This is a genomic window from Pseudomonas sp. St316, assembly GCF_018325905.1.
Classification (GTDB): Bacteria; Pseudomonadota; Gammaproteobacteria; order Pseudomonadales; family Pseudomonadaceae; genus Aquipseudomonas.
Genome location: NZ_AP021901.1, coordinates 2423989 through 2446368, shown reverse-complemented (window position 1 = coordinate 2446368; position 22380 = coordinate 2423989). Strand labels below are relative to the sequence as shown.

19 protein-coding genes are annotated in these 22380 nt (G+C 62.0%); 5 read left to right on the top strand and 14 right to left on the bottom strand.

Translation table 11 applies throughout. The features are described 5' to 3' along the window. Position 1 precedes the first annotated feature (1 nt). The 4 genes from KI237_RS11080 to KI237_RS11065 form a co-directional block, all read right to left on the bottom strand. Entirely contained in the window at positions 2–979 is a 978-nt protein-coding gene (locus tag KI237_RS11080) for an ABC transporter permease (protein ID WP_003203644.1), read from the bottom strand. Continuing rightward, a complete protein-coding gene (locus KI237_RS11075) occupies positions 976–2529 on the bottom strand; it encodes a sugar ABC transporter ATP-binding protein (protein WP_212799840.1) in 1554 nt (517 codons plus the stop codon). The genes KI237_RS11080 and KI237_RS11075 overlap by 4 nt, the downstream gene beginning before the upstream one ends. Positions 2530–2587: 58 nt before the next feature. After that, on the bottom strand, positions 2588–3544 hold the full coding sequence (locus KI237_RS11070; RefSeq protein ID WP_092222647.1) for a sugar ABC transporter substrate-binding protein: 957 nt from the start codon (positions 3542–3544) through the stop codon (positions 2588–2590). A 133-nt stretch (positions 3545–3677) separates the two neighbouring features. Next, complete coding sequence (locus KI237_RS11065) at positions 3678–4124, bottom strand: hypothetical protein (RefSeq protein ID WP_212799839.1); 447 nt, start codon at positions 4122–4124, stop codon at positions 3678–3680. 218 nt (positions 4125–4342) lie between these two features. On the opposite strand from KI237_RS11065, the gene KI237_RS11060 reads away from it, so the two are divergent. Beyond that, positions 4343–4621 (top strand): DUF1654 domain-containing protein, encoded by a 279-nt coding sequence (locus tag KI237_RS11060; protein ID WP_033033092.1) that lies wholly within the window; start codon positions 4343–4345, stop codon positions 4619–4621. A 5-nt stretch (positions 4622–4626) separates the two neighbouring features. Continuing rightward, positions 4627–5316, top strand: coding sequence for an endonuclease (locus tag KI237_RS11055; RefSeq protein ID WP_212799838.1), 690 nt, complete (start codon positions 4627–4629; stop codon positions 5314–5316). Positions 5317–5473: 157 nt separating this feature from the next. Here KI237_RS11055 and KI237_RS11050 read toward each other — a convergent pair whose 3' ends face one another. Further along, the gene (locus KI237_RS11050; protein WP_212799837.1) at positions 5474–5839 is read right to left on the bottom strand and encodes an SPOR domain-containing protein; all 366 of its coding nucleotides are present in this window, start codon (positions 5837–5839) and stop codon (positions 5474–5476) included. Between the two features lie 248 nt (positions 5840–6087). Between KI237_RS11050 and csrA the strand changes: the two genes are divergently transcribed. Continuing rightward, positions 6088–6282 (top strand): carbon storage regulator CsrA, encoded by a 195-nt coding sequence (gene csrA / locus KI237_RS11045; protein WP_003179932.1) that lies wholly within the window; start codon positions 6088–6090, stop codon positions 6280–6282. A 190-nt stretch (positions 6283–6472) separates the two neighbouring features. Here csrA and KI237_RS11040 read toward each other — a convergent pair whose 3' ends face one another. The 3 genes from KI237_RS11040 to KI237_RS11030 form a co-directional block, all read right to left on the bottom strand. Further along, the gene (locus KI237_RS11040) at positions 6473–6928 is read right to left on the bottom strand and encodes a DUF2214 family protein (protein ID WP_212799836.1); all 456 of its coding nucleotides are present in this window, start codon (positions 6926–6928) and stop codon (positions 6473–6475) included. Positions 6929–7127: 199 nt separating this feature from the next. Beyond that, positions 7128–8510, bottom strand: a complete 1383-nt coding sequence (gene cysS / locus KI237_RS11035) for a cysteine--tRNA ligase (RefSeq protein ID WP_212799835.1) — start codon at positions 8508–8510, stop codon at positions 7128–7130. A 21-nt stretch (positions 8511–8531) separates the two neighbouring features. Next, complete coding sequence (locus KI237_RS11030; protein ID WP_212799834.1) at positions 8532–10229, bottom strand: glutamine--tRNA ligase/YqeY domain fusion protein; 1698 nt, start codon at positions 10227–10229, stop codon at positions 8532–8534. A gap of 249 nt (positions 10230–10478) precedes the next feature. On the opposite strand from KI237_RS11030, the gene KI237_RS11025 reads away from it, so the two are divergent. Continuing rightward, positions 10479–10982, top strand: coding sequence for a peptidylprolyl isomerase (locus KI237_RS11025; protein ID WP_212799833.1), 504 nt, complete (start codon positions 10479–10481; stop codon positions 10980–10982). Beyond that, positions 10979–11743 carry a UDP-2,3-diacylglucosamine diphosphatase gene (locus tag KI237_RS11020; RefSeq protein WP_212799832.1) on the top strand — a complete coding sequence of 255 codons (765 nt, stop codon included), beginning with the start codon at positions 10979–10981 and terminating at the stop codon, positions 11741–11743. The genes KI237_RS11025 and KI237_RS11020 overlap by 4 nt, the downstream gene beginning before the upstream one ends. Before the next feature lie 120 nt (positions 11744–11863). Here the strand turns inward: KI237_RS11020 and KI237_RS11015 are convergent, their stop codons facing one another. From KI237_RS11015 to KI237_RS10990, 6 genes are all read right to left on the bottom strand, one after another. Beyond that, complete coding sequence (locus KI237_RS11015) at positions 11864–13393, bottom strand: DHA2 family efflux MFS transporter permease subunit (protein ID WP_212799831.1); 1530 nt, start codon at positions 13391–13393, stop codon at positions 11864–11866. A 194-nt stretch (positions 13394–13587) separates the two neighbouring features. Next, positions 13588–14787: an HlyD family secretion protein gene (locus KI237_RS11010; protein WP_212799830.1), complete on the bottom strand. Its 1200-nt coding sequence runs from the start codon at positions 14785–14787 to the stop codon at positions 13588–13590. 15 nt (positions 14788–14802) lie between these two features. Continuing rightward, positions 14803–16272 (bottom strand): efflux transporter outer membrane subunit, encoded by a 1470-nt coding sequence (locus tag KI237_RS11005; RefSeq protein WP_212799829.1) that lies wholly within the window; start codon positions 16270–16272, stop codon positions 14803–14805. After that, the gene (locus KI237_RS11000; protein ID WP_212799828.1) at positions 16262–16744 is read right to left on the bottom strand and encodes a MarR family winged helix-turn-helix transcriptional regulator; all 483 of its coding nucleotides are present in this window, start codon (positions 16742–16744) and stop codon (positions 16262–16264) included. The genes KI237_RS11005 and KI237_RS11000 overlap by 11 nt, the downstream gene beginning before the upstream one ends. Before the next feature lie 225 nt (positions 16745–16969). After that, positions 16970–20656 (bottom strand): translocation/assembly module TamB domain-containing protein, encoded by a 3687-nt coding sequence (locus tag KI237_RS10995; protein ID WP_212799827.1) that lies wholly within the window; start codon positions 20654–20656, stop codon positions 16970–16972. Then, positions 20653–22380: an autotransporter assembly complex protein TamA gene (locus KI237_RS10990; protein ID WP_212799826.1), complete on the bottom strand. Its 1728-nt coding sequence runs from the start codon at positions 22378–22380 to the stop codon at positions 20653–20655. The genes KI237_RS10995 and KI237_RS10990 overlap by 4 nt, the downstream gene beginning before the upstream one ends.

The following is a 22380-nucleotide window of genomic DNA, read 5'->3' as shown; positions in this document are numbered from 1 at the left end:
TTCAGCCCCGCCGACTGGCGCGCTGGCTGCGATAGGTATCAAGCACGACCGCGACCACGATCACCGCACCGGTAATGATGCGCTTGGTCGGTTCAGTGGCGCCGATTTGCGCCAGCCCCGCCGCCAGCACGGAGATGATCAACACGCCAAAAAAGGTGCTGATGACCGAACCGCGCCCACCCATCAGGCTGGTGCCACCGATGACCACGGCCGCGATGACTTGCAGCTCAAGCCCTGAACCGGCGTTCGGATCCGCCGCTTCCAGGCGCGAAATCTGGAACAGCGCGGCCACACCGGCCAGCAAGCCCATCAGGCTGAACACCAGGATCTTGTAGGGCTTTGGATTGATACCGGCCAGACGCACAGCTTCTTCATTGGTGCCGATGCCGATCAAGTAGCGACCGAACACGGTACGGGTCAACACCGCCTGGGCAATGAAGATCACCAGCAAGGCGATGATGAACGACGGTGAGATGCCAAAGGCAATGGGGTTGGACAGCCAGGCGAACGAGTCGCCGATGTAGGCCGTCCGGGAGCCGGTCATCTGGTACGCCAGGCCCCGGGCCATTTCCAGCACGCCGAGGGAGACGATGAACGATGGAATCCGCCACGCCACGGTGATCGAACCGGTGACCGTACCCGCCAGCGCCGCCACGGCCATGCCGAGCAAGGCCGATGGCCAGACGCTCCAGCCCCAACCGAGCACGGCCACGCTGACCGTCGATGCCGCAAGCGCCAGCACCGACCCCACCGACAGGTCGATACCACCGATGATCAAGATAAACGTCATGCCAACCGCCAGCACCATGAGGTCCGGAATCTGGTTGGCCAAGGTGCTGAAGGTGTCATAGGACAGGAAATGGCTGCTCAGCGCCGAGAACAGCGCGACCATGGCCAGCAGCGCGCCAGCCAGGCCCAGGTAGGTCCCGAGGCCATAGAAATTGCCACTCGATTTGCCGACGGCAGGTGCGGTTTTCATGAAAAATCCCTAGGCGCTGCTTCGTTGAGCAACGCATCACGTTTCTGGTAGCCGGCGAATGCGGCGGCAAGCAAGTCATCCTGGGTCCAGCTGTCGCGCTCGAAGGTGTCGATCAGGCGTCCGGCGGACAGCACGCCGATCCGGTCACAGATCAACATCAACTCCCGCAGGTCACTGGACACCACGACCAGCGCCTTGCCCTGGCGAGTCAGCTCGCCGAGCAACGCATAAATGTCGAATTTGGCGCCGACGTCGATGCCACGGGTCGGCTCATCGAACAACATGACCGCGCAATCGCGTTCGAGCCAACGCCCGATCACGACTTTCTGCTGGTTACCGCCCGACAGTTCGGACACCAACTGTGTCGGGCTGGAACTGCGGATGCGCATGGCATCGACCTGCCGCTGTGCCAAGGCCAGTTCGGCGCTGCCGTTGACCAGGCCGGCGCTGGAAATCTCTGGCATGTTGCCCAGGGCAATGTTGGCGGCGATGGATTGGGTCAGCAGCAGGCCTTCACCCTTGCGGTCTTCGGTGATCAATGCAATGCCATGGGCCACCGCATCGGACGGGGAGCGAATGCTCACGACCTGGGCCGGCGAACCCAGCGCCACCGTACCGCTGTCAGCGGTATCGGCACCAAAGATCAGCCGCAACAGTTCGGTGCGCCCTGCCCCGATCAGGCCGGAGATACCGAAGATCTCGCCACTGCGCACTTCGAAGGACACGTCGCGGACCTTGTCGGAGCGCGTCAGGCCTTTAACCGTGAGCGCCGGCGCGCCGATCTGGCGCGGGCCCAGGTCGATATGCTCGCCCAGCTCCCGGCCGACCATCAGGGTCACCAGTTGCTCGCTGTCGTAGTTGGCCATCGGCTCGACGCAGACCAGGTTGCCATCGCGCAGCACGGCAATGCGCTGGGCGACCCGCGCCAGTTCTTCGAGGCGATGGGAAATGTAGATGATCGACACGCCGCGAGCCTGCAGACGAGTGATCTGTTCAAAGAGCATCTCGACTTCACGGGCCGTCAGCATGGCCGTCGGCTCATCGAGAATCAGCACATGGCAATCGCCGATCAGGTTGCGGGCGATCTCGACCATCTGCTGGTGACCGATCCCCAGTTCGCCGACCAACGTGTCGGGATCGATTGCATCGAGTCCCACCTGGGCCATCGCCTCGATGGCCGCCTTGCGCAATTGCTTGCGACTGATCCAGCCGCCGTGGTTGGGCAGGTTGTCGAGAAACAGGTTTTCGGCCACGGAAAGGGTCGGCAGCAGGTTGAGCTCCTGCATGACCATGCGCACGCCCAGCTCTTCCGCCTGGGTACGGCTGCCAGGACGATAATCCTGACCTTGAAATTGCATCTGCCCGGTCGTCGGCGTCACCAGCCCGCCGATGATCTTGGACAAGGTACTTTTACCGGCGCCATTTTCGCCGGTCAGCGCCAGCACTTCACCGCGCATCAACGTCAAGTTGATATCGGTCAGTACCGGCTGGGCATAGGTCTTGCCGATACCGCTGACGCACAGGACAGCGTTCGGGTCGCGAACGGACATAACAAACTCTCCAATGCGCTCGCCCGGATGGGCGAGCACCGTTGTGTCGCCAGGATAACTACTTGGTCACCAGCTCGACCGGAGTTTCGATAACGCCGTTGGTACCGCTGTCGACTTTTTCGCCCTTGAGGATCTTCAGCGCCGTCTCGATGCCGAACACGGCCTGCTTGGCGGCAAACTGATCGGCCGTCGCCAGGACACGACCGTCCTTGAGCATCGGCTTGATGGCATTGATGTTGTCGTAGCCGACCACCTGCACCTTGCCCGCCTTGCCCGCCGCGCGCACGGCCGACACAGCGCCGACCGCCATGCTGTCATTGCCGGCCAGCAGCGCCTTGATGTTCGGGTATTCGCTGAGCATCGACGCGGCAACCTGGTTGCCCTTGTTGATTTCCCAGTCACCCGATTGCAGGGAAACGACCTTGACCTGCGCCGCCTCCATCGCGTCCTTGAAGCCTGCGGTACGTGCCTGGGCATTGGTGGTAGTGGACACGCCTTCGATGATGCCGACTTCATCACCGGCCTTGAGCTGCTTGGCCAGGTACTCACCCACCAAACGCGCCCCTTTGCGGTTGTCCGGGCCTACGAACGGTACGTTGATGTTCTTGCTCTTGACCACGGCCGGGTCGAGCTGGTTATCGATGTTGATCACCGTGATGCCAGCGTCGACGGCTTTCTTGATCACCGGCACCATGGCCTTGGAGTCCGCAGGCGCGATAATCAGGGCATCGACCTTGGACACGATCATCTGCTCGACGATACGGATCTGGTTGGCGGTGTCGGTTTCATCCTTGATCCCGTTGGAGATCAGGTCGAAATCGGCGGAGTGTTCCTTCTGATAAGCCTTGGCGCCGTCTTCCATGGTCAGGAAGAATTCATTGGCCAGGGATTTCATGACCAGGGCGACCTTGGGTTTTTCAGCGGTCTGGGCGAATGCCGAGGAGATAGGCAGCGCAGCGGATGCGGCCGCGAGCATGGCAACAGCGAGAAGGCGTCCAGCGAATGGCAACTTCATGGGTTCACTCCGATCTTATGATTATTGTGAGCAAATCAGTGCACGGAACGCCGCGCAAACGTTTGCGTGAAGTGAACTATGGTAAGGGTTCAGGGATTTGTCAACGTTGCGGTTTCAACCGCAACATCGTAGCTCAGGCTGTTGTATTGACCACCGTACCCGAACTGGCGCCCTTTGCCAGCTCCGTGACCAAGTGGCCGGTGACTTCCAGCAACGCGCCACTGGTGTCGGCGATCTGTCCCTGGATCGCCATGACCGCTGAAGCCTTGGCCTCCTCGGTGGGATAGTCGCGTGCCTGTGCGACGGCCAGTTGCTGCCGCTGCTCGCGCAGCCGCTGCTGAAGCTCCTGCATCCGCTTGAGCAATACCTGCACGGCAATGCTCTGGGTGCTGCCGCTCTCTTGCGCCTGATCGGTCGCTTGCGCGCCCGTACCCGTACGGACCTTGCCGGGCGTTTGCGTCTCGCCCCGGGCGTCATCGGCGGCCTCGGTACTCGCCTCGTTCAAGGCCTTCAGGGTAGCTGCGGACTGACCGCCGATGGTCACGGCCGCCGCATTGGGAAAGCCGACAGAAAACGACATGACAAAACTCCATGGATGGGATTCCTACGCAGGACATCGGCCGCCGAAGCCATTTCGTTAGCGCTCGCGCAAATCCGTCATAGGCCAAAGCGGTTGTTCCAGCTGTTTATGCCATCCAATAAAAAATTCCTTTCTCCCACACCAAAACGAAAAAAGTGCTGTCAGACGATTTTCTTGAATTTTAAGTAGTTGCGTAAACGCCTACGGTTAAATACTGTATGCACGTACAGCTTAATAAGGATAATCCTGTGGCCCCGCCCTCCGCTGCAACTACCCCCTTAGATTCCTATACACGACTCGGCCTGCGCGTCTCGAAAATCATCAACGCCCCCACCGCACAAAAAGCCAAGGCCGCCCTGATCTTCCGTCTTCCCGACGAGCCGGTGGATGAGTGGGAGCGCCTGCTGGAAGAAATCGACGAGAACGACAACGTGACCCTCGCCTATCGCGACGATGGTGGTGTGCAGGTTTTCTGGGTTGTGCCGAAGGAAGATTGAGCCTGATGAGTGTTCGCTGTTTAGCTTTTTTGCTTGTGTTTATCGCCATGGGCGCACAGGCCGGTGCTCCGCGCACCTTCAACGAAGCCAAGAAAGTCGCCTGGAAACTCTACGCACCACAATCCACCGAGTTTTACTGTGGCTGCAAATACACCGGAAATCGCGTGAACCTGGCCGCCTGCGGTTATGTACCACGCAAGAATGCCAGCCGCGCCGCTCGCATCGAGTGGGAGCATATTGTACCGGCGTGGCAGATCGGCCATCAGCGCCAATGCTGGCAGGAAGGCGGTCGCAAACAATGCACCCGCTATGACCCGGTCTATCAACGGGCCGAGGCCGACCTGCATAACCTGGTGCCGAGCATCGGGGAAGTGAATGGTGATCGCAGCAATTTCAGTTTCGGTTGGTTGCCGGTGCAAAAGGGCCAGTACGGTTCATGCCTGACCCAAGTGGACTTCAAGGCCAAGAAGGTCATGCCCCGCCCTTCTATCCGGGGCATGATCGCCCGGACCTATTTCTACATGAGCAAGCAATATGGCCTGCGCCTCTCCAAACAGGACCGGCGCCTGTACGAAGCCTGGGACAAGACCTACCCGGTCGAAAGCTGGGAGCGTCAGCGCAACCAGAGCGTGGCGTGCGTCATGGGCCGTGGCAACGAGTTCGTGGGGCCGGTGGACATGAAGGCCTGCGGCTGACCTGGCATTTGTGAACAGCACAAAACCCACTGTGGGAGCGAGCTTGCTGGCGATAGGGGCATGTCAGTCAACATCAACATTGGCTGATCCAGCGCTATCGCGAGCAAGCTCGCTCCCACAGGTCTTGTGGCTTGACTGACTTGTTTGCACTGCCCGATTACGGGGCCGTCGGGTAATCCACCACCAACGTCTCGATGTTGCGTTTTTTCGCCCGGACCAGGGCAGCCGTCACCTGTTCCTGCTTGGCCTCGGCCTCAGCCTTGGAGCTGAAAGGACCGACCAGGACGCGCTCCTTGCCGTTTTCCCGCACCACGTTCGACATGAAGCTGTGTTCGATGAGCCAGCCGGTCAGGTCGCTGACCGCCTGCGGTGTTTCGCCGCGAACCTCGACGGCCCACTGCGGCGCGGCAGCAGCGGCCGGTGCGGAGGTCGCTACGGGTTTGGGCTTCGGTGCTTCGACGTCACGCCCTTCACCGCATCCTGCCAGCGCCAATACCGCAATAACCCAAGCCAATTTGCGCACAACGTTTCCCCCGGAAGACATGAGGCACGGATTTTAGCACCCGTGCCCCCTCAAGATCGCCGCAAACAGTGCTCAAAACACGAGAATCCTGCCCGGCGTCTCTGTATAGTCGCACCCTGGGAATTAATGCTGCATCTGCACGTCAGAAAGAGGCACCCACATTGTGACACTTAGCACTAATCTATAAGCAGTACCGACATCTGCACTGTCTGAATCAGGTGCCCTATAAAGCAATCAAGGAGAACACCATGCTGATACTCACCCGCAAAGTCGGTGAAAGCATAAACATTGGTGACGACATCACGATCACCATTCTGGGCGTTAGCGGCCAACAGGTCCGGATCGGTATCAACGCCCCGAAAAACGTTGCGGTGCATCGCGAAGAGATTTACCAGCGCATTCAGGCGGGCCTCACTGCCCCCGACAAGCCGCAAACTCCCTGAGCCTTGCGCAGTCCGTAGCCAGCCCGTTTGCATCACCGCAATGGCTGGCTAAAGATTCCGATCGACCGTGCCTTACCCTGCCCACCCCACCTTTTCGTCCAGCCCGTTGAACCGATACTAATGACATGGCGCTTGGCATGGCTGTCAGACGTTTCGTTTTAATGATGACGAAGCAGGCGTTCGCCGCCGGTCAACCCAGGTTCACGCCGCGCGCCATGCCCGTGGCGGCGACCACCATCAAGATCAGCAACAAGGCTTCGATGTGGCTGATGCGTGCAAACCGGCCAGCTTTCGAAGGATCGATCGCAGCCCCTTTGCCCAGCGCCATCCGCCATTTGACCAGGGCGATCATTGGCGCGATCTCAAGCAACAGGATCAGCAGGAGCAACGTCATCTTCAGGTGAAACAGCGGTTGGTGCAGGTAATAATCCGTGCCTTTTTCGTACCCGCCAAACGCCCGCATCCCACCCGTCACCAGCAACACCAGCGCCGACAGGCCCCACAGGTTGTCAGCGATCAAGACACTGCGAACCGCATCCACGCCGCCCGCCAGGCGCCGCAGCGCCGTGCCGCGTGTCAGCACTGCCCAGAACCCGAGGGCGAACGCCAGCAGATGAATCGCCGCAAGCGACCAATGAGCCAACATGGAAGACTCCTGACAGAGGGAACGTCGAATCGACCTGACAGTACTAGCTCATAAAACAATGATTGCCAGGCGGGCCCAAAAAAAAGTGGGAGCGAGCTTGCTCGCGATGGCGGTGTATCCGTCGACAACAATGTTGCCTGACATTCCGCTATCGCGAGCAAGCTCGCCCCCACAGGGGTACGGCGAGCTTTGAAAGATTTTAGTCCGCCAGACGCCAGGTCGTGCCGCCCTTGCCATCTTCCAGCACCACGCCCATGGCGGTGAGCTGGTCGCGGATGCGGTCGGATTCGGCCCAATCCTTGTTCGCGCGCGCAGTCAGGCGCGCCTGGATCAACGCCTCTACTTCGGCGGCGTCCACCCGGCCTTCAGCACCGGCCTGCAGGAAGTCATCGGCTTGGAGCTGCAACACACCCAGCACGCTGGCCAGTTCTTTCAGGCGGGCCGCCAGACCCGCCGCCGCATTGAGATCGCTCTCGCGCAGGCGGTTGATCTCGCGCACCATCTCAAACAGCACCGCGCAGGCTTCCGGCGTGCCGAAGTCGTCGTTCATCACTTCGGTAAAACGTGCCACAAACGCTTCGCCACCGGCGGCAGGCACATTCGGCAGGCCTTTCAACGCGTGGTAGAAACGCTCCAGGGCGCCCTTGGCGTCCTTGAGGTTGTCTTCCGAGTAGTTGATGGCGCTGCGGTAGTGGCTCGACACCAGCAGGTAACGAATGACTTCCGGGTGGTACTTCTCCAGCACGTCGCGGATGGTGAAGAAGTTGTTCAAGGACTTGGACATCTTCTCGCCGTTGATCCGGATCATGCCGCAATGCATCCACGCATTGGCGTAGGTCTTGCCGGTGGCCGCCTCGCTCTGGGCGATTTCGTTTTCGTGGTGCGGGAACTCCAGGTCGCTGCCGCCGCCATGAATATCGAAGGTCTCGCCCAGGCAGCAGGTGGACATCACCGAGCATTCGATGTGCCAGCCCGGACGCCCGGCGCCCCATGGCGACTCCCAGCTCGGCTCACCCGGCTTGGCGGCTTTCCACAGCACGAAGTCCAGCGGGTCTTCTTTCGACTCGTCGACTTCGATGCGCGCGCCGATGCGCAGGTCTTCGATCTTCTTGCGCGACAGCTTGCCGTAGCCCATGAACTTGGCGACGCGGTAGTACACGTCGCCATTGCCCGGTGCGTAGGCGTAGCCCTTGTCGATCAAGGTCTGGATCATGCCCAGCATGCCAGGGATGTGGTCCGTGGCACGGGGTTCCAGGTCCGGCTTGAGGATATTGAGGCGCGCCTCGTCCTCGTGCATGGCCTTGATCATGCGCTCGGTCAGGGCATCGTAAGGCTCGCCGTTTTCGCGGGCACGGTTGATGATCTTGTCTTCGATGTCGGTGATGTTGCGCACGTAGGTCAGGTCATAACCGCTGAACCGCAACCAGCGGGTCACCAGGTCGAAGGCGACCATACTGCGACCGTGACCAATGTGGCAGTAGTCGTACACGGTCATGCCGCAGACGTACATGCGGACCTTGTTGCCATCCAGCGGCTTGAAGACTTCTTTGCTCTTGGTGAGCGTGTTGTAGATCGTAAGCACAGGGTTTCCCTTAAGACTTGATCACTGACCCCAGGAGTCGCGCAAGGTCACGGTACGGTTGAATACCGGAGCACCGGGTTTCGAGTCCTTGATATCCGCGCAGAAGTAACCTTCGCGCTCGAACTGGAAACGGTCCTCCGGCTGTGCGTTGCCCAGCGAAGGCTCGGCACGACAACCCGTGAGTACTTGCAGGGAGTCTGGGTTGATGTTGTCCAGGAAGCTGGCGCTGTCTTCGGCCTTCTCCGGGTTCGGCGAACGGAACAGGCGATCGTACAGGCGCACTTCGCACTCGACGCTGGCGGCGGCCGGCACCCAGTGGATCACGCCCTTGACCTTGCGACCTTCCGGGTTCTTGCCCAGGGTGTCGGGATCGTACGAGCAACGGAGTTCGACGATGTTGCCATCGGCATCCTTGATGGCCTCGTCGGCGCGGATCACGTAGCTGCCACGCAGGCGCACTTCACCGGCAGGCTCCAGGCGCTTGTAGCCTTTTGGCGGCTCTTCCATGAAGTCATCACGGTCGATGTAGATTTCCCGGGCGAACGGCAGGACGCGCACGCCCATGTCTTCTTTCGGGTGGCGCGGCAGTTCGAGGTTCTCGACCTGGCCTTCCGGGTAATTGGTGATCACCACTTTCAGCGGACGCAGCACGCACATGGCGCGCGGGGCGCTGTGGTCCAGGTCATCACGGATGCTGAACTCCAGCATGCCGAAGTCCACCACGCCGTCGGAACGGTTGGTGCCGACCATTTCGCAGAAATTGCGGATCGACTTGGGTGTATAGCCGCGACGACGGAAGCCCGACAGCGTCGACATGCGCGGGTCGTCCCAGCCGTTGACGTGCTTCTCGTCCACCAGTTGCTTGAGCTTGCGCTTGCTGGTGATGGTGTAGTTCAGGTTCAGGCGGCTGAACTCGTACTGGCGCGGATTGGCCGGCACGGGCAGGTGCTCGAGGAACCACTCGTACAGCGGACGATGGCTTTCGAACTCCAGGGTGCAGATCGAATGCGTGATGCCTTCGATGGCGTCCGACTGGCCGTGGGTGAAGTCATAGTTGGGGTAGATGCACCACTTGTCGCCGGTCTGGTGGTGATGGGCATGACGGATGCGGTACATGATCGGGTCGCGCAGGTTCATGTTCGGCGAAGCCATGTCGATCTTGGCGCGCAGCACCCGAGCGCCGTCCGGGAACTCACCGGCGCGCATGCGGGCGAACAGGTCCAGGTTCTCTTCCACGCTGCGGTCACGGAACGGGCTGTTCTTGCCAGGTTCAGTCAGGCTGCCACGGTATTCCTTGGCCTGCTCGGGAGTCAGGTCGCAGACGTAGGCGTTGCCGGCCTTGATCAGTTCCACTGCCCAGTCGTGCAACTGGTCGAAATATTGCGAGGCATAGCGCACCTCACCGGACCATTGGAAACCCAGCCACTTGACGTCGCTTTCGATCGCGTCGATGTATTCCTGGTCTTCCTTGGCCGGGTTGGTGTCGTCGAAACGCAAGTGCGTGACGCCGCCGAACTCCTGGGCCAGGCCGAAATTCACGCAGATCGACTTGGCATGGCCAATGTGCAGGTAGCCGTTGGGTTCTGGTGGGAAGCGAGTGACGATCTGTGTGTGCTTACCCGAGTCCAGGTCCGCCTGGATGATCGGGCGCAGGAAATTGACCGGCACGGCCGGGCCGGTCTTGGAATTCGAGGTAGGGTCGACAGTGGGCTTGCTCATAGGATCCTTGAACAGACAAGTGCGCGGCCGGGTGCGGCCTGATAAATCAAAGCCCGTATCATAGCCGATGCTGTCAAGCACCTGACAGGCCAGGCCGGCAAACGATTGAATTTAATCGACGACCCGATGAAAAACAGCCTCGAAATTCGTGCCCGGCACGCTAAACTGCCCAGCCTGGCCGATTACAGCCAGACCGGTTGCGGGCAGTGAAGCCCCGAAACCCACGAATTCATTGAAAGAGTACCGATCATGAGCAAAGTCAAACTGACCACCAACCACGGTGACATCGTCCTGGAACTGAACGCCGAGAAAGCGCCGCTGACCGTGGCCAACTTCATCGAATACGTCAACGCCGGCCATTACGAAAACACCGTGTTCCACCGCGTCATCGGTAACTTCATGATCCAGGGCGGCGGTTTCGAGCCAGGCATGAAGGAAAAGAAAGACAAGCGCCCAAGCATCCAGAACGAAGCGGACAACGGCCTGCCGAACGAAAAATACAGCGTCGCCATGGCCCGTACCATGGAGCCGCATTCGGCCTCGGCACAGTTCTTCATCAACGTGGCCGACAACAGCTTCCTGAACCACAGCAGCAAGACCACCCAGGGCTGGGGTTATGCAGTGTTTGGCAAAGTGGTTGAAGGCACCGACGTGGTCGACAAGATCAAAGGCGTTTCCACCACGTCCAAGGCTGGCCACCAGGACGTCCCGGCAGAAGACGTGATCATCGAGAAAGCCGAGATCGTTGAGTGATATTGCTGATTTCAGACTTGCATCTGGAAGAGGAGCGCCCGGACATTACCCGGGCGTTTCTGGATTTACTCGCCACACGCGCCCGCTCGGCGCAAGCGTTGTATATTCTGGGCGATTTTTTCGAAGCCTGGATCGGCGACGATGCCATGACGCCGTTCCAGCGTTCCATCTGCCAGGCCCTGCGCGAATTGAGCGACAGCGGCACGGCCATCTTCCTGATGCACGGCAATCGCGACTTCATGCTGGGGCAGGCCTTTTGCAAAGCGGCCGGTTGCACCCTGCTCAAGGATCCGAGTGTCGTGCAGTTCAACGGCGAACCCGTGCTGCTGATGCACGGCGACAGCCTCTGCACCCGCGACGAAGGCTACATGAAGCTGCGGCGCTGGCTGCGCAACCCGGTCACGCTGTTCGTCCTGCGGCATCTGCCACTGGGCAGTCGCCAGAAACTGGCGCGCAAACTGCGCAGCGAAAGCCGCACGCAGACGCGGATGAAAGCCAATGACATCGTCGACGTCACGCCCGAAGAGATCCCGCGGATCATGCAGCAATACGGCGTGAAGACCTTGATCCACGGCCACACCCATCGTCCCGCCATCCACAAGTTGCAACTGGGCGAACACGCAGCGAGACGCATCGTGCTGGGGGATTGGGACAAGCAAGGCTGGGCGTTGCAGGTGGATGAGCAGGGGTTTGCGTTGGCGCCGTTTGGGTTTGCCCCGCCGCCGCTACCGGCGCCCGATACCCTCTGCAACCCAACCTGAATTCCCCTGTGGGAGCGAGCTTGCTCGCGATAGCGGTGTATCAGTCGACATCAATACTGGCTGACCCGGCGCCATCGCGAGCAAGCTCGCTCCCACATTGGATTACCTTCAACCGTTGGATCAATGCCCCGCAGAAGCCGGCCCCGCCTTCGCCGCAAACGGCGGTTTGGCCAGCCACACCAGCACGATCAACCCCATGAACGCCCAACCCAGCAACGTGAAGTAATCCACGGTGGAGAGCATGTACGCCTGGCTGGTGAGGATCCGGTCGAGCTGGGCATAGGCCGGTGCACTCGCGCCGCCGAGCTGGTTGAGCGCTTCGCGGGTGGCGGGCTCGAAAGTGCTGATGCTTTCGCTCAGGTAGGCATGATGCTGATCGGCTCGACGGATCCAGATCCAGGTGGTCAACGACGCGGCAAAGCTGCCGCCCAGGGTCCGCAGGAACGTCGCCAGCCCCGCGCCGTCGGCAATCTGGTGCGGCGGCAGGTCCGACATCAGGATGCTCAGGGTCGGCATGAAGAACAGCGCCACGCCGATACCCATGAACAACTGCACCATCGCAATGTGCTGGAAATCCACCTCGTTGGTGAACCCGGCGCGCATGAAGCAGCTCAGGCCGATGGCCAGGAACGCCAGCCCGGCCAACAGGCGCAGGTCGAACTTGTGGGCGTACTTGCCGACGAAGGGCGACATCAGCACCGGCAGGATACCGATGGGCGCCACCGCCAGCCCGGCCCAGGTCGCGGTGTAGCCCATCTGGGTCTGCAACCACTGCGGCAGGATCAGGTTGATGCCGAAGAACCCGGCGTAACCGCCCACCAGCACAATGGTGCCGATGCGAAAATTGCGATAGGCGAACAACCGGAGATTGACCACCGGATGGCGGTCGGTCATTTCCCAGATCACGAACACAGCCAGGGCAACCACCGAAATCAACGCGCCGATGATAATGAAGTTCGATTCGAACCAGTCCAGGTCGTTGCCTTTGTCGAGGATCACCTGGAGCGCGCCGACGCCGATGATCAGCGTGATCAGCCCCACGTAATCCATCGGTTGATGGCTGGTGACCACCGGCCGCGCCTTGAGCTGCTGTTGCACCACCAGCGCCGCGAAGACGCCGATGGGCACGTTGATGAAGAAGATCCACGGCCAGCTGTAGCTGTCGGTGATCCAGCCACCGAGGATCGGCCCGGCAATCGGCGCCACCACCGTGACCATCGCCAGCAACGCCAGGGCCATGCCGCGCCTGGCCGGCGGGTACACGGCTATCAGCAAGGTCTGGGTCATCGGGTACAACGGCCCGGCCACCAGCCCCTGGAGTACGCGAAAGCCAATCAGCTCCGGCATCGAGGTGGAAATACCGCACAAGAACGAAGCGAGTACGAACAGCATCGTCGCCCACAAAAACAGCTTCACCTCGCCAAACCGTCGGCTCAGCCAGCCGGTGAGCGGCAAGGCGATGGCGTTGCTCACGGCGAACGAGGTGATCACCCAAGTGCCCTGCTCCGAGCTGACGCCCAGGTTGCCGGAAATGGTCGGCAAGGCGACGTTGGCGATGGTGGTGTCGAGCACTTGCATGAACGTCGCCAGCGACAGCCCGATGGTGCTGAGCAACAGGCTGGGCGGCGTGAAAGACGCGTTATTGCTCATTGCGAAATCCTATGAAGCGACGATGGTGAATCGCGGCCAAGCCTTGCTCCCACAGGTTCCAGGACTACCTGAACCATTGAACAAAACACAAAATCCGTGGGAGCCGAGCTTGCTCGCGATGGGGGCCCTTACGGCCAATATCTTTGTTGCCTGTCATGCCGCTATCGCGAGCAAGCTCGGCTCCCACAGGGTGATCAGCGCTGGGCAGTCTTGCTCGCCACGGCGCTGTTGTCGTGAATCAGGCGCGTGATCATCGCGTCGGCATCGGCCAGTTGCCGGTCGTAGACCTGGGTGCTGAACGAGGCTTTCTGCGGTGGCTGTTGGGCCAGTACCGGGCCGCTCTGGTCGTGCAGGTCGACGTTGACCAGGGTCGACAGGCCAATGCGCAGCGGATGCTTGGTCAGCTCCTGGGCATTGATATGAATGCGCACCGGCACCCGCTGGACGATCTTGATCCAGTTACCGGTGGCGTTCTGCGCCGGCAGCAAGGCAAACGCGCTGCCGGTCCCGGCGCCAAGGCTGTCGATGGTGCCGCTGTACTTCACATCGCTGCCGTACAGGTCGGCTTCGATGTCCACCGGCTGGCCGATGCGCATGTCGCGCAGTTGGGTTTCCTTGAAGTTGGCGTCGATCCACAGCTGATCCAGCGGGATCACCGCCATCAACGCTGCGCCAGGCTGCACCCGTTGGCCCAGTTGCACGGTGCGCTTGGCGACATACCCGGTGACCGGGGCGATCAAGGTACTGCGGGCGTTGGCCAGGAAGGCCTGGCGCAACTGTGCGGCGGCGGACTGCACGTCGGGATGGGACGACACCACGGTATCGTCCACCAGGGCGCTGGTGGTCTTGAGCTGTTGCCGGGCATTGGCCAAGGCGTTCTGCGCCGAGGTCAGGTCATCCCGGGCGTGAGACAGTTCCTCCTTGGAAATCGCCCCACCGTCCGCCAGGTTCTTGCGTCGGCTGTAGTTTTCCTGGGCCTTTTGCACTTCGGCCTCTTGCGCATTGACCTGCGCCCGCATGCCATCGACGTTGCTGTACAAGCCACGCACCTGGCGCACGGTCCGGGCCAGGTTGGCCTGGGCACTTTGCAGCCCGACTTCGGCGTCGTTCGGGTCGAACTGCACCAGCACCTGGCCTTCACGCACCAGGTCGCCGTCGTCGGCCCCGATGCTCACCACGGTGCCGGTGACCAGCGGCGTGATTTCCACCACGTTACCGTTCACATAGGCATCGTCGGTGCTTTCGTTCCAGCGGCCGTACAGTTCATGCCAACCCCACACACCCAGGCCCGCGAGAATGACGATCAGCGCCAGAGCCAACAGCATGACCTTGCGCTTGCGTGGATTACCGTTGTCTTGCGCTTGTTCGGATTGAGTCGTTTCGGCAGTCGCCATGACAAGTACCTCGAATCAGTTATTCGGCGTGGCTGGGGCCGGCGTGGCCGCCGCCAGGGTTTGGGCTTCGAAACCACCGCCCAGGGCCTGCATCAGTTGGATCGACAAATCGATCTGCTCGGCATTCAGGTTCGCCAGTTGACGCTGGGCCTGGAGCAATTGCTGCTCGATGCTCAGCACGTCCAGGTAATTACCGATGCCCGAGCCGTAGCGCTGGACCACCGTGTCGTAGGAGCTCTGTGCGATATCAGTGGCATGTTGCTGGGCGCCGATCTGGCGAGCGATGTCACGCAATTGGTTGATGGTGTCGCTGACATCCCCAAGGGCCGTGACCAGGCTCTTGTTGTATTGCGCCACCGCCAGGTCGTAATCGGCGTCCCGGGCATCCAGGTCCGCCCGCAAGCGGCCGCCATCGAAGATCGGCAGCGACACCGTCGGCGCCACGTTGAAGAAACGGCTGGGCGAGCCGAACATCGCATCGCCCAGTAGCGACCGTACCCCCGCCGCCGCGCTCAGGTTGAGGTTGGGGTAGAAATTGGTCTTGCCGGCCTCGATGTCCTTGCTCGCCGCCTCGACCCGCCAACGGGCTGCCACGAGGTCCGGACGACGGCCCAGCAACTCGGCCGGCAGGTTCGACGGCAAGGCAACCGCGCTCGACTGCAGCACGTTGGGCCGGGCGATTTCACTGCCACGGTCCGGGCCCTTGCCCAACAGCACCGCCAGGGCGATCTTGGCGCTTTGCAGGCGTTTTTCGGCGTCGATCAACGTTGCATCGGCGCTGGCTTCCAGGCTTTCGGTCTGCTGGAACTGGTACTCGCTGTCGATCCCGGCGCTGAGGCGGCGTTTGCTCAGGTCGAGCATTTGCCGGGTGCGCTTGAGGTCTTCCGCCGCCAGATCATGAATGATGTGGGCCTGGCCCAGGTCGCTGTAGGCCCGGGCCACGTCGGCGGCCAGGGTCAGTTGCGCGGCCTGGCGATCGATCTCGGCGGCGCGGGCCTGGCCCAGGGCGGCTTCCCAGGCGGCACGCTGGCCGCCCCAGAGGTCGAAGTTGTAATTGAAATTCACACCCAGCGTGCGCAGGGTGCTGTACGCCCCGCCCTGCCCTTGCGGGTCCTGGTCACGGGACAGGCGCGAACGGCTGGCGCCGCCGCTGGCATCGAGGGTCGGCAGGCGCGCCGCGTTGGCGGCATAGGCAGCGGCACTGGCCTGATGCACCCGGGCGCTGGCAATCTGCATGTCAGGGCTATCGCGCAAGGCTTCCCGGATCAGCCCATCGAGTTGCGGGTCGCCGAGGCTCTTCCACCAATCGCTTTTCGGCCACGCTGCCTGCGACAGCGTCACGCCGTTCAGGGATTGCCCGGCCTTGAGGCTTTGGGCCTCCAGGCTGACGCCTTCGGTCTTCAGGCCGCTGTAGCTGGCACAGCCCGCCAGGCTCATGGCCAGGACCACCAGGCTTAATCGGGTACGCAAGGTTTTACGCTTCACTTTTTTCCCCCATTCGCGACACGGTGATAGGGTCACCGGCGGCGAGCAGAATTTTCTTGAGGATCTGTTCGAGGGTTTGCAGCTCCTCGGGGCTGATGGCGCCGGCCAACTGGTTCATGGCCTCGGCACCGATAAACGGCAGGCGATCGGCGAGGGCCTGGCCGGCGTCGGTCAACACCAGGCGCACTTGCCGGCGATCCTGGGCGGAGCGTTCACGGGCCAGGAAACCTTTCTGCTCCAGGCGATCGAGCATCCGCGTCATCGAGCCGCTGTCCAAAGACAGGTAACGACACAGCTCGGCCGGCGTCTCGATGCCGTACTGGGCCATGATGATCAACACCTTGAACTGCGCGGCGGTGATGCCGACGGGTTCCATGTGGGTGTCGATGATCCGGTCCTTGAGCAGCGCGGTACGGCCGAGCAGCATGCCGAGATGGCAATTGCGAAAGTTGTCTGGGGTGAAATGCTTCATCTGACCACCGTTTGCTGCCTAGGCAGTGAATGTATGTCGAGATATTACTGCTTAGGCAGCAAATGTCAATCGAATAGTTAGCTTGCTATGCACATAGGTTGTGTGGGAGCTGGGCTTGCCCGCGATAGCATCACCCCGGTTCGACTGATAGACCGGGTTGCCTATATCGCGGGCAAGCCTTGCTCCCACACAGACTTAGCTCTCAGGGGATTCGGGGAAGGGGGGCTAGAAATCGCGCTTGTAGAAGATGTCCAGCGAGCTGGCGACGCCGCTGGCGGCTTCGAGGTAGACCTTCTTGCTGAGCTTGTAGCGCAGGGCGATGGTGTTGGCCGGTTCGAACACGCCGACGCCGTAGCGCAGGCTGAGTTTTTCCGACAGGTTGCCGCTGGCGACCACGCTGGTGGCGTTACCGCTGCCCTGGGTGTCGAGCTGGAAATCCTCGATCCCCAGGTTATTGGCCAGGCTGGTGGTCACGCCCGAACTGCCCATCAAGCCCAGGCCCAGCGCCGCCTGCGCGAGCATGTTGTTGTCCTCGCCGGTGGTGCTCAGCGGTCGGCCCAGCACCAGGTAGGACAAGGCCTGCTCCTGGCTCATGGCCGGTTCCGAGAAGATTTGCGTGGTCGGTTGCTCGGCGCTGCCGCTCAAGCGGATGCCGGCGATCACGTCATCGGTCTGGCGGATCGCTTCGATGTCCAGGTAGGGCTGGTCGATGGGCCCGGCGAACAGCAGCCGGGCCCGTCGCACCGTCAGCCGTTGCCCGTAGGCCCGATAGCGACCGTCGTTGAGCCAGAGCTCGCCGCGGGTGTCCATGTTGTCGCCGATGTGAACCTGGCCCTGCACGTTGGCGGTCAGACCGAAACCCGAGAACGCGAGTTTGTCCTGGCCAACGATCACGTCGACGTCCATCGCCATGGCCACCGGCGCCTTGCCCTCTTCGGTCTGGTGGCCGACGATCACCGTGTCATCCGAGACCTTGACCGTGGACGGCGGCAGCTCGCGGATGGTGATCTCGCCTTTGGGCACCAGGACCTTGCCGGCAATGGAAAGCCGCTCACCCTGCAGGGTGATGTTGAGGTCGGGCGCCACGTCGAGCACCGCATAAGGCTCGACGGTGACCGGCAGTTGCGAGCCCTTGAGGGCCAGGTTCATGGTCAGGGCATCGCCCCAGCCGATGTTGCCGTTCAGGCTGCCTTGCCCGTTCTTGCCACTTTTCCAATTGCCATTGAGCTGCACCGCTTCGCCGGTAATCGTTGCCCGCATCTGCAAGGCTTCGAGGCTGACCGGCAGTTCCGGGCCAGACACTTCGCCGTCGCTGAGCACCAGGTTGCCGTTGACCTGGGGCGCGAGCAAACCACCGGACAAGGTCCCGCTGCCGTTCAGATGACCGGTGAGGGTTTCCACCATCGGCACGAATGGCCGGGCCACGGACAGGTCCAGGCCGGTCAGGCGGAACGAGCCGCTCAAGGGTTTGCTGGCCGGTAGCGGGTTGATCTGCGCCTGCAGCATCAGTTCGCCGAGCTTGGCGCCGACGAAGTTCAGGTCGGTGTCGATGCGCTTGGGGGTCAGGCGACTGTTGAGCGTGAGGGTCTGGTAGGGAAAGTCCAGCCATTGCGCCTTATCGCCCTCCTTGTCCCGAACCCGCAAAGTACCGCCGCTGGCGTCCACCAGGACCCGGCCATTCGGGCCGCTGGCCGGCAGGTCCAGTTGCAGGTCCGCGTTGAGCCGACCCTGCCAGGCAAAATCCTTGGGCATCCACTGGGCCAGGCTTTCGATGGGGAATTGCTTGAGGTGATAGCGCAGCTTCGGCTCCGGCATCAGCCGTTGGTCTTCACCGCACAGGCTGGCATCAAAGGAACGCCAGCAATGAGCGCCGACATTAAGCGTGCCATCGGCCAGGCGCTCCAGTTTCGCCGGGGCTTGCAGGCGCCAGGCTTGACCGCCGGCCTGCACGTCGCCGGTGGCCAGGCGCCCGCGCCAATTGCCCTGGTCGAGCGCGCCATCGAGGGCCAGGGTCGTGTCGAGCTGCGGCCCTTGCAGGTCCAGGTTGATTTTTTGCTGCTTGATGTCGCCCTGCCCGCTGACGGTCAACACGCCCAGCGACGTTTCGCCGACGCGGATGCCGCTGGCCTTGAGGTCGAGCTTGCCGCGCTGGGCGCTGTCGAGGGTCGCGTCCAGGTTCAGGCTTTGCAGGCGGTTGTCCTGGAAGGCCAGTTGCGTACCTTGCAGGCCAAGCTTGCCTTGGGGGGCCTTGAGCGTGCCGGCCACATCGACACGGCCGACGACTTGGCCGCGCAATTGCGGCCAGAGCTGAGCCAGGCGGGCGAGCTTGATGTCGATCTGGCCGATCAGTTTCTCTTGCAGGCTGGCACTGCCGTTGATGCGGTTATCCCCCAGGCGAATATCCAGCGAGCTGAGCTTCCACTGCTCGCCAGCGCCGCTGGCCTTGGCCTGGAACACCGCGGGTTGGCCACGCAGTTTGCCCTTGAGGTCCAGGTCCGCGTCGAGCTCGAGGCGGTCGTTCTTCATCGCCCCTTGGCTGCGCAACGGCCCGGCGAGGGTCCCGGGCAGCTCGCCAAGCCAATACGCCGGGTTGATGGCCGACAGTTGCAGCGCCGTGTCCCAGGCAATGCCCTCGGCAAATTGCAGGCTCAGGTGCCCTTCGGCCTTGCCCTGCCCCGCCGCGAGCCTGAGCTGCGGTAAGTGGATTTGCGTCAGGTCGCCGCTGAACGGGCTCTCCAGGCTGAAGGCTCCGGCGGGTCCGTCCAGCGCAGCCTGGAAGTTACCCAGGTATTGGCCATCGGTGTAGGAGACTTCGCCGTTGAAGCTGCGCAACGTCACCTGTGGCTCGTCGATCAGCGGATAGAGGCGATGCCAGGGGAAATCCAGCCAGGCGACTTTCGCTTCGGCGTGCAGGCCTTCGCGCCAGTCCAATTGGCCGCTGAGTTTCAGGCTTTGCTGATCGCCGGCATCCAGATCCAGGCCGGCGATCTGAGCGCCATTGGCGTCCACCGTGCCTTGCAGCAACAACGCCACCGGCCCTTTTTCGGCGGGCAGCGTCGCCTTGCCGAGCAGTTGATAGCCGTTCTTCAGATCACCTTCGCCGGTCAATTCCAGCTGATTGAGCAACAACGTGTCGGGCAGCTCGGCACTGGCCTTGAAGCCGTCGGCGCTGATGCGCACCTTGGCGGGCAGGTTGTCCGCCAGCGGTTGCAGTTCACCGCTCAACTGGCCTTGCAGGTAACCACTGCTGTCGGCCTTGAGGTTGAGGGTCTTGAGCAGGTTGCCGTCGACTTTCAGGTCCAGCGCCCAGGGCGTGGCGCCCGGCGCCGGCAAGGTCAACCGGCCCTCGGCATTCAACGGCCAGTCGCCGCCCGGCTTCAGCAGGCCGGACAGTTTCAGGCTCAGCTCATCGCGCTGCAATTGCACCGAATCGATCTGCATGCCCTCGGCGGTCCAGTGGGCAACCAATTGCAGGCCCTTGAGCTGCTCGCTGCCGTTGAACGACAGGCTGCCGACCTGCACGTCGCCCAGTTCGATGGCGAATGGCAAATCCAGGTCCGGCAAGCTGATCGGGCCGCTGCTCGGTTCATCGGCAGAGGCTGGCAATTGCAAGGCGACCTGGTCGGCCTTGAGCTGTTCGATGCACAAGGTCATGCGTGCCAGGCACATTGGCGACCAGGCGAATATCAGCCGATCCACCTCCACCCGACTGGCGTCCTGCTGCCACAGCAGGCGATCGGCGCTCCACTGCCCGCCCAACCGGCCCTGGAAATTCTCCACGGTCAGCCCCGGCACCAGGCCGAGCGCCCAGCGACTGCCGAATCCCGTGCCCAGCACAACGCTCAAGGCCAGCACGACCGCCGCCAGCACCCCGGCGAACGCCAGCAGCGTTATCTTCAAACCACGCGTCACAGCTCAGGCCCCATGGAAAAGTGCAATCGGATGCCACCGTCGTCGTCCATCGCATGGGCCAGGTCGAGGCGGATCGGACCCACCGGCGAAACCCAGCGCACGCCGACGCCCACGCCGGTCTTGAGGCTCGGCAGCTCGAGGCGGTTAAACGAGTTGCCCTGGTCGATGAACGTCGCCACCCGCCATTTTTCCGCGATTGAATATTGATACTCGAGGCTGCCGGCGACCATGTAACGACCACCGATACGGTCGCCCTCGGCGTTCTCCGGTGACAGGCTCTGATAGTCATAGCCCCGCACGCTCTGGTCACCACCGGCAAAAAAACGCAGGGACGGCGGGACGGATTTGTAGCCATTGGTGGCGCTGCCGCCGATCTGCGCCCGCGCCAGCAAGCGATGCTTGTCGAACACCGTGGTCAGGCCCTTGACCATGGCGGTGCCATAGATAAGGTTGTTGTCCGAACCCAGCCCTTCCTTGGCAACCTTGGTGTCGAACTGCAAACGGTAGCCGTTGTGCGGGTCGATGCGGTTGTCGCTGCGCAGGTAGGAATAACTCACGCCCGGCATCAGCAGCGTGCTCAAGCCCGCATCATCACCGAGGCGGTACTCCTCGCGCTGCCATTTGAGCGACACCACCCGCTGCCAGCCGCTGGGCAACTTGCTGTGCCATTCCGGGCCCAGGGTGAGCAGTTTGCTGAGACTGTCGGTGCCGGCCAGTTCTTCATATTGATAACCACCGGCGTAGCGCATCTTGTCGGTCAGCGGCGGGTCCAGTGGCACGTCGTACCACAGGCCGACGTTCTGTCGAGGCGCCGACACTTCCGCTTCCCAGCCATAGCTGTGGCCCTGGGGGTTGACCCAGTGGCGCGTCCAGTTGGCTTTGGCCCTGGGCCCGACGTCGGTGGAAAAGCCCAGGCCCAGGCCCATGGTGCGCGGCTTGCGCGTATCGAGCTTGACCGCCACCGGGATCACGTTATCGGTGGCGGCGGTGGGTGCGGCATCCACGCGCACGCCTTCGAAATAGCCGCTCGATTGCAGGGCCTGGTTGAGCTCTGCAATGAGTTCGGAGTCGTACGCCGTGCCGGCCTTGAACGGCACCATGCGCTGCAGCAGGTCTTCGTCGAACGGCGTGTCGCCCTCAAAACTCACCGGGCCGAGGGCATAGCGCGGACCGCTGTCGTAGATCAGCTCGATGTCGGCGATGCCCGCCTGGGGGTCCACCAAGAGTTTCTGCCGGGTGAAATGCCCGCTGAAAAAACCATAGCGCGAGGCCTGGTTCTGGATGACTCGCTTGGCGTCTTCGTAGCGCCCATGATTGAGCACCGCGCCGGGCTTGAGGGCGGCGTTGCTGGGTACGCGAAAGGCTTTGAGCGATGCCGCCGGGCCATCAATGCGCACGGTGACGTTGCGCAAATGCACAGGCTCGCCGGGGTCGATGGTCAGCACCAGGCGTGGGTCCTTGCCGCCCTTGACCTCACTGTCGATCTGCGGCTGGTAGTAGCCCAGCGCCTGGGCAGCCTTGCGCGCCTGCTCCTCGGCGCCACGGCTGAAGCGCAGCAAGGCCTCCTCGTCACGATCCCCCACGCCACCGATGTAACCTTCTACGTTGGCCTTGAGTTCATCGTTGGACGGCTTGACCCGTACTTCCAATTCACTGTTTGCCAGCGCCACGCAGCTGAGGGACAGCAAGAGCGCGCCACTGGTCATTCTTCCTGAGAGGTTCAT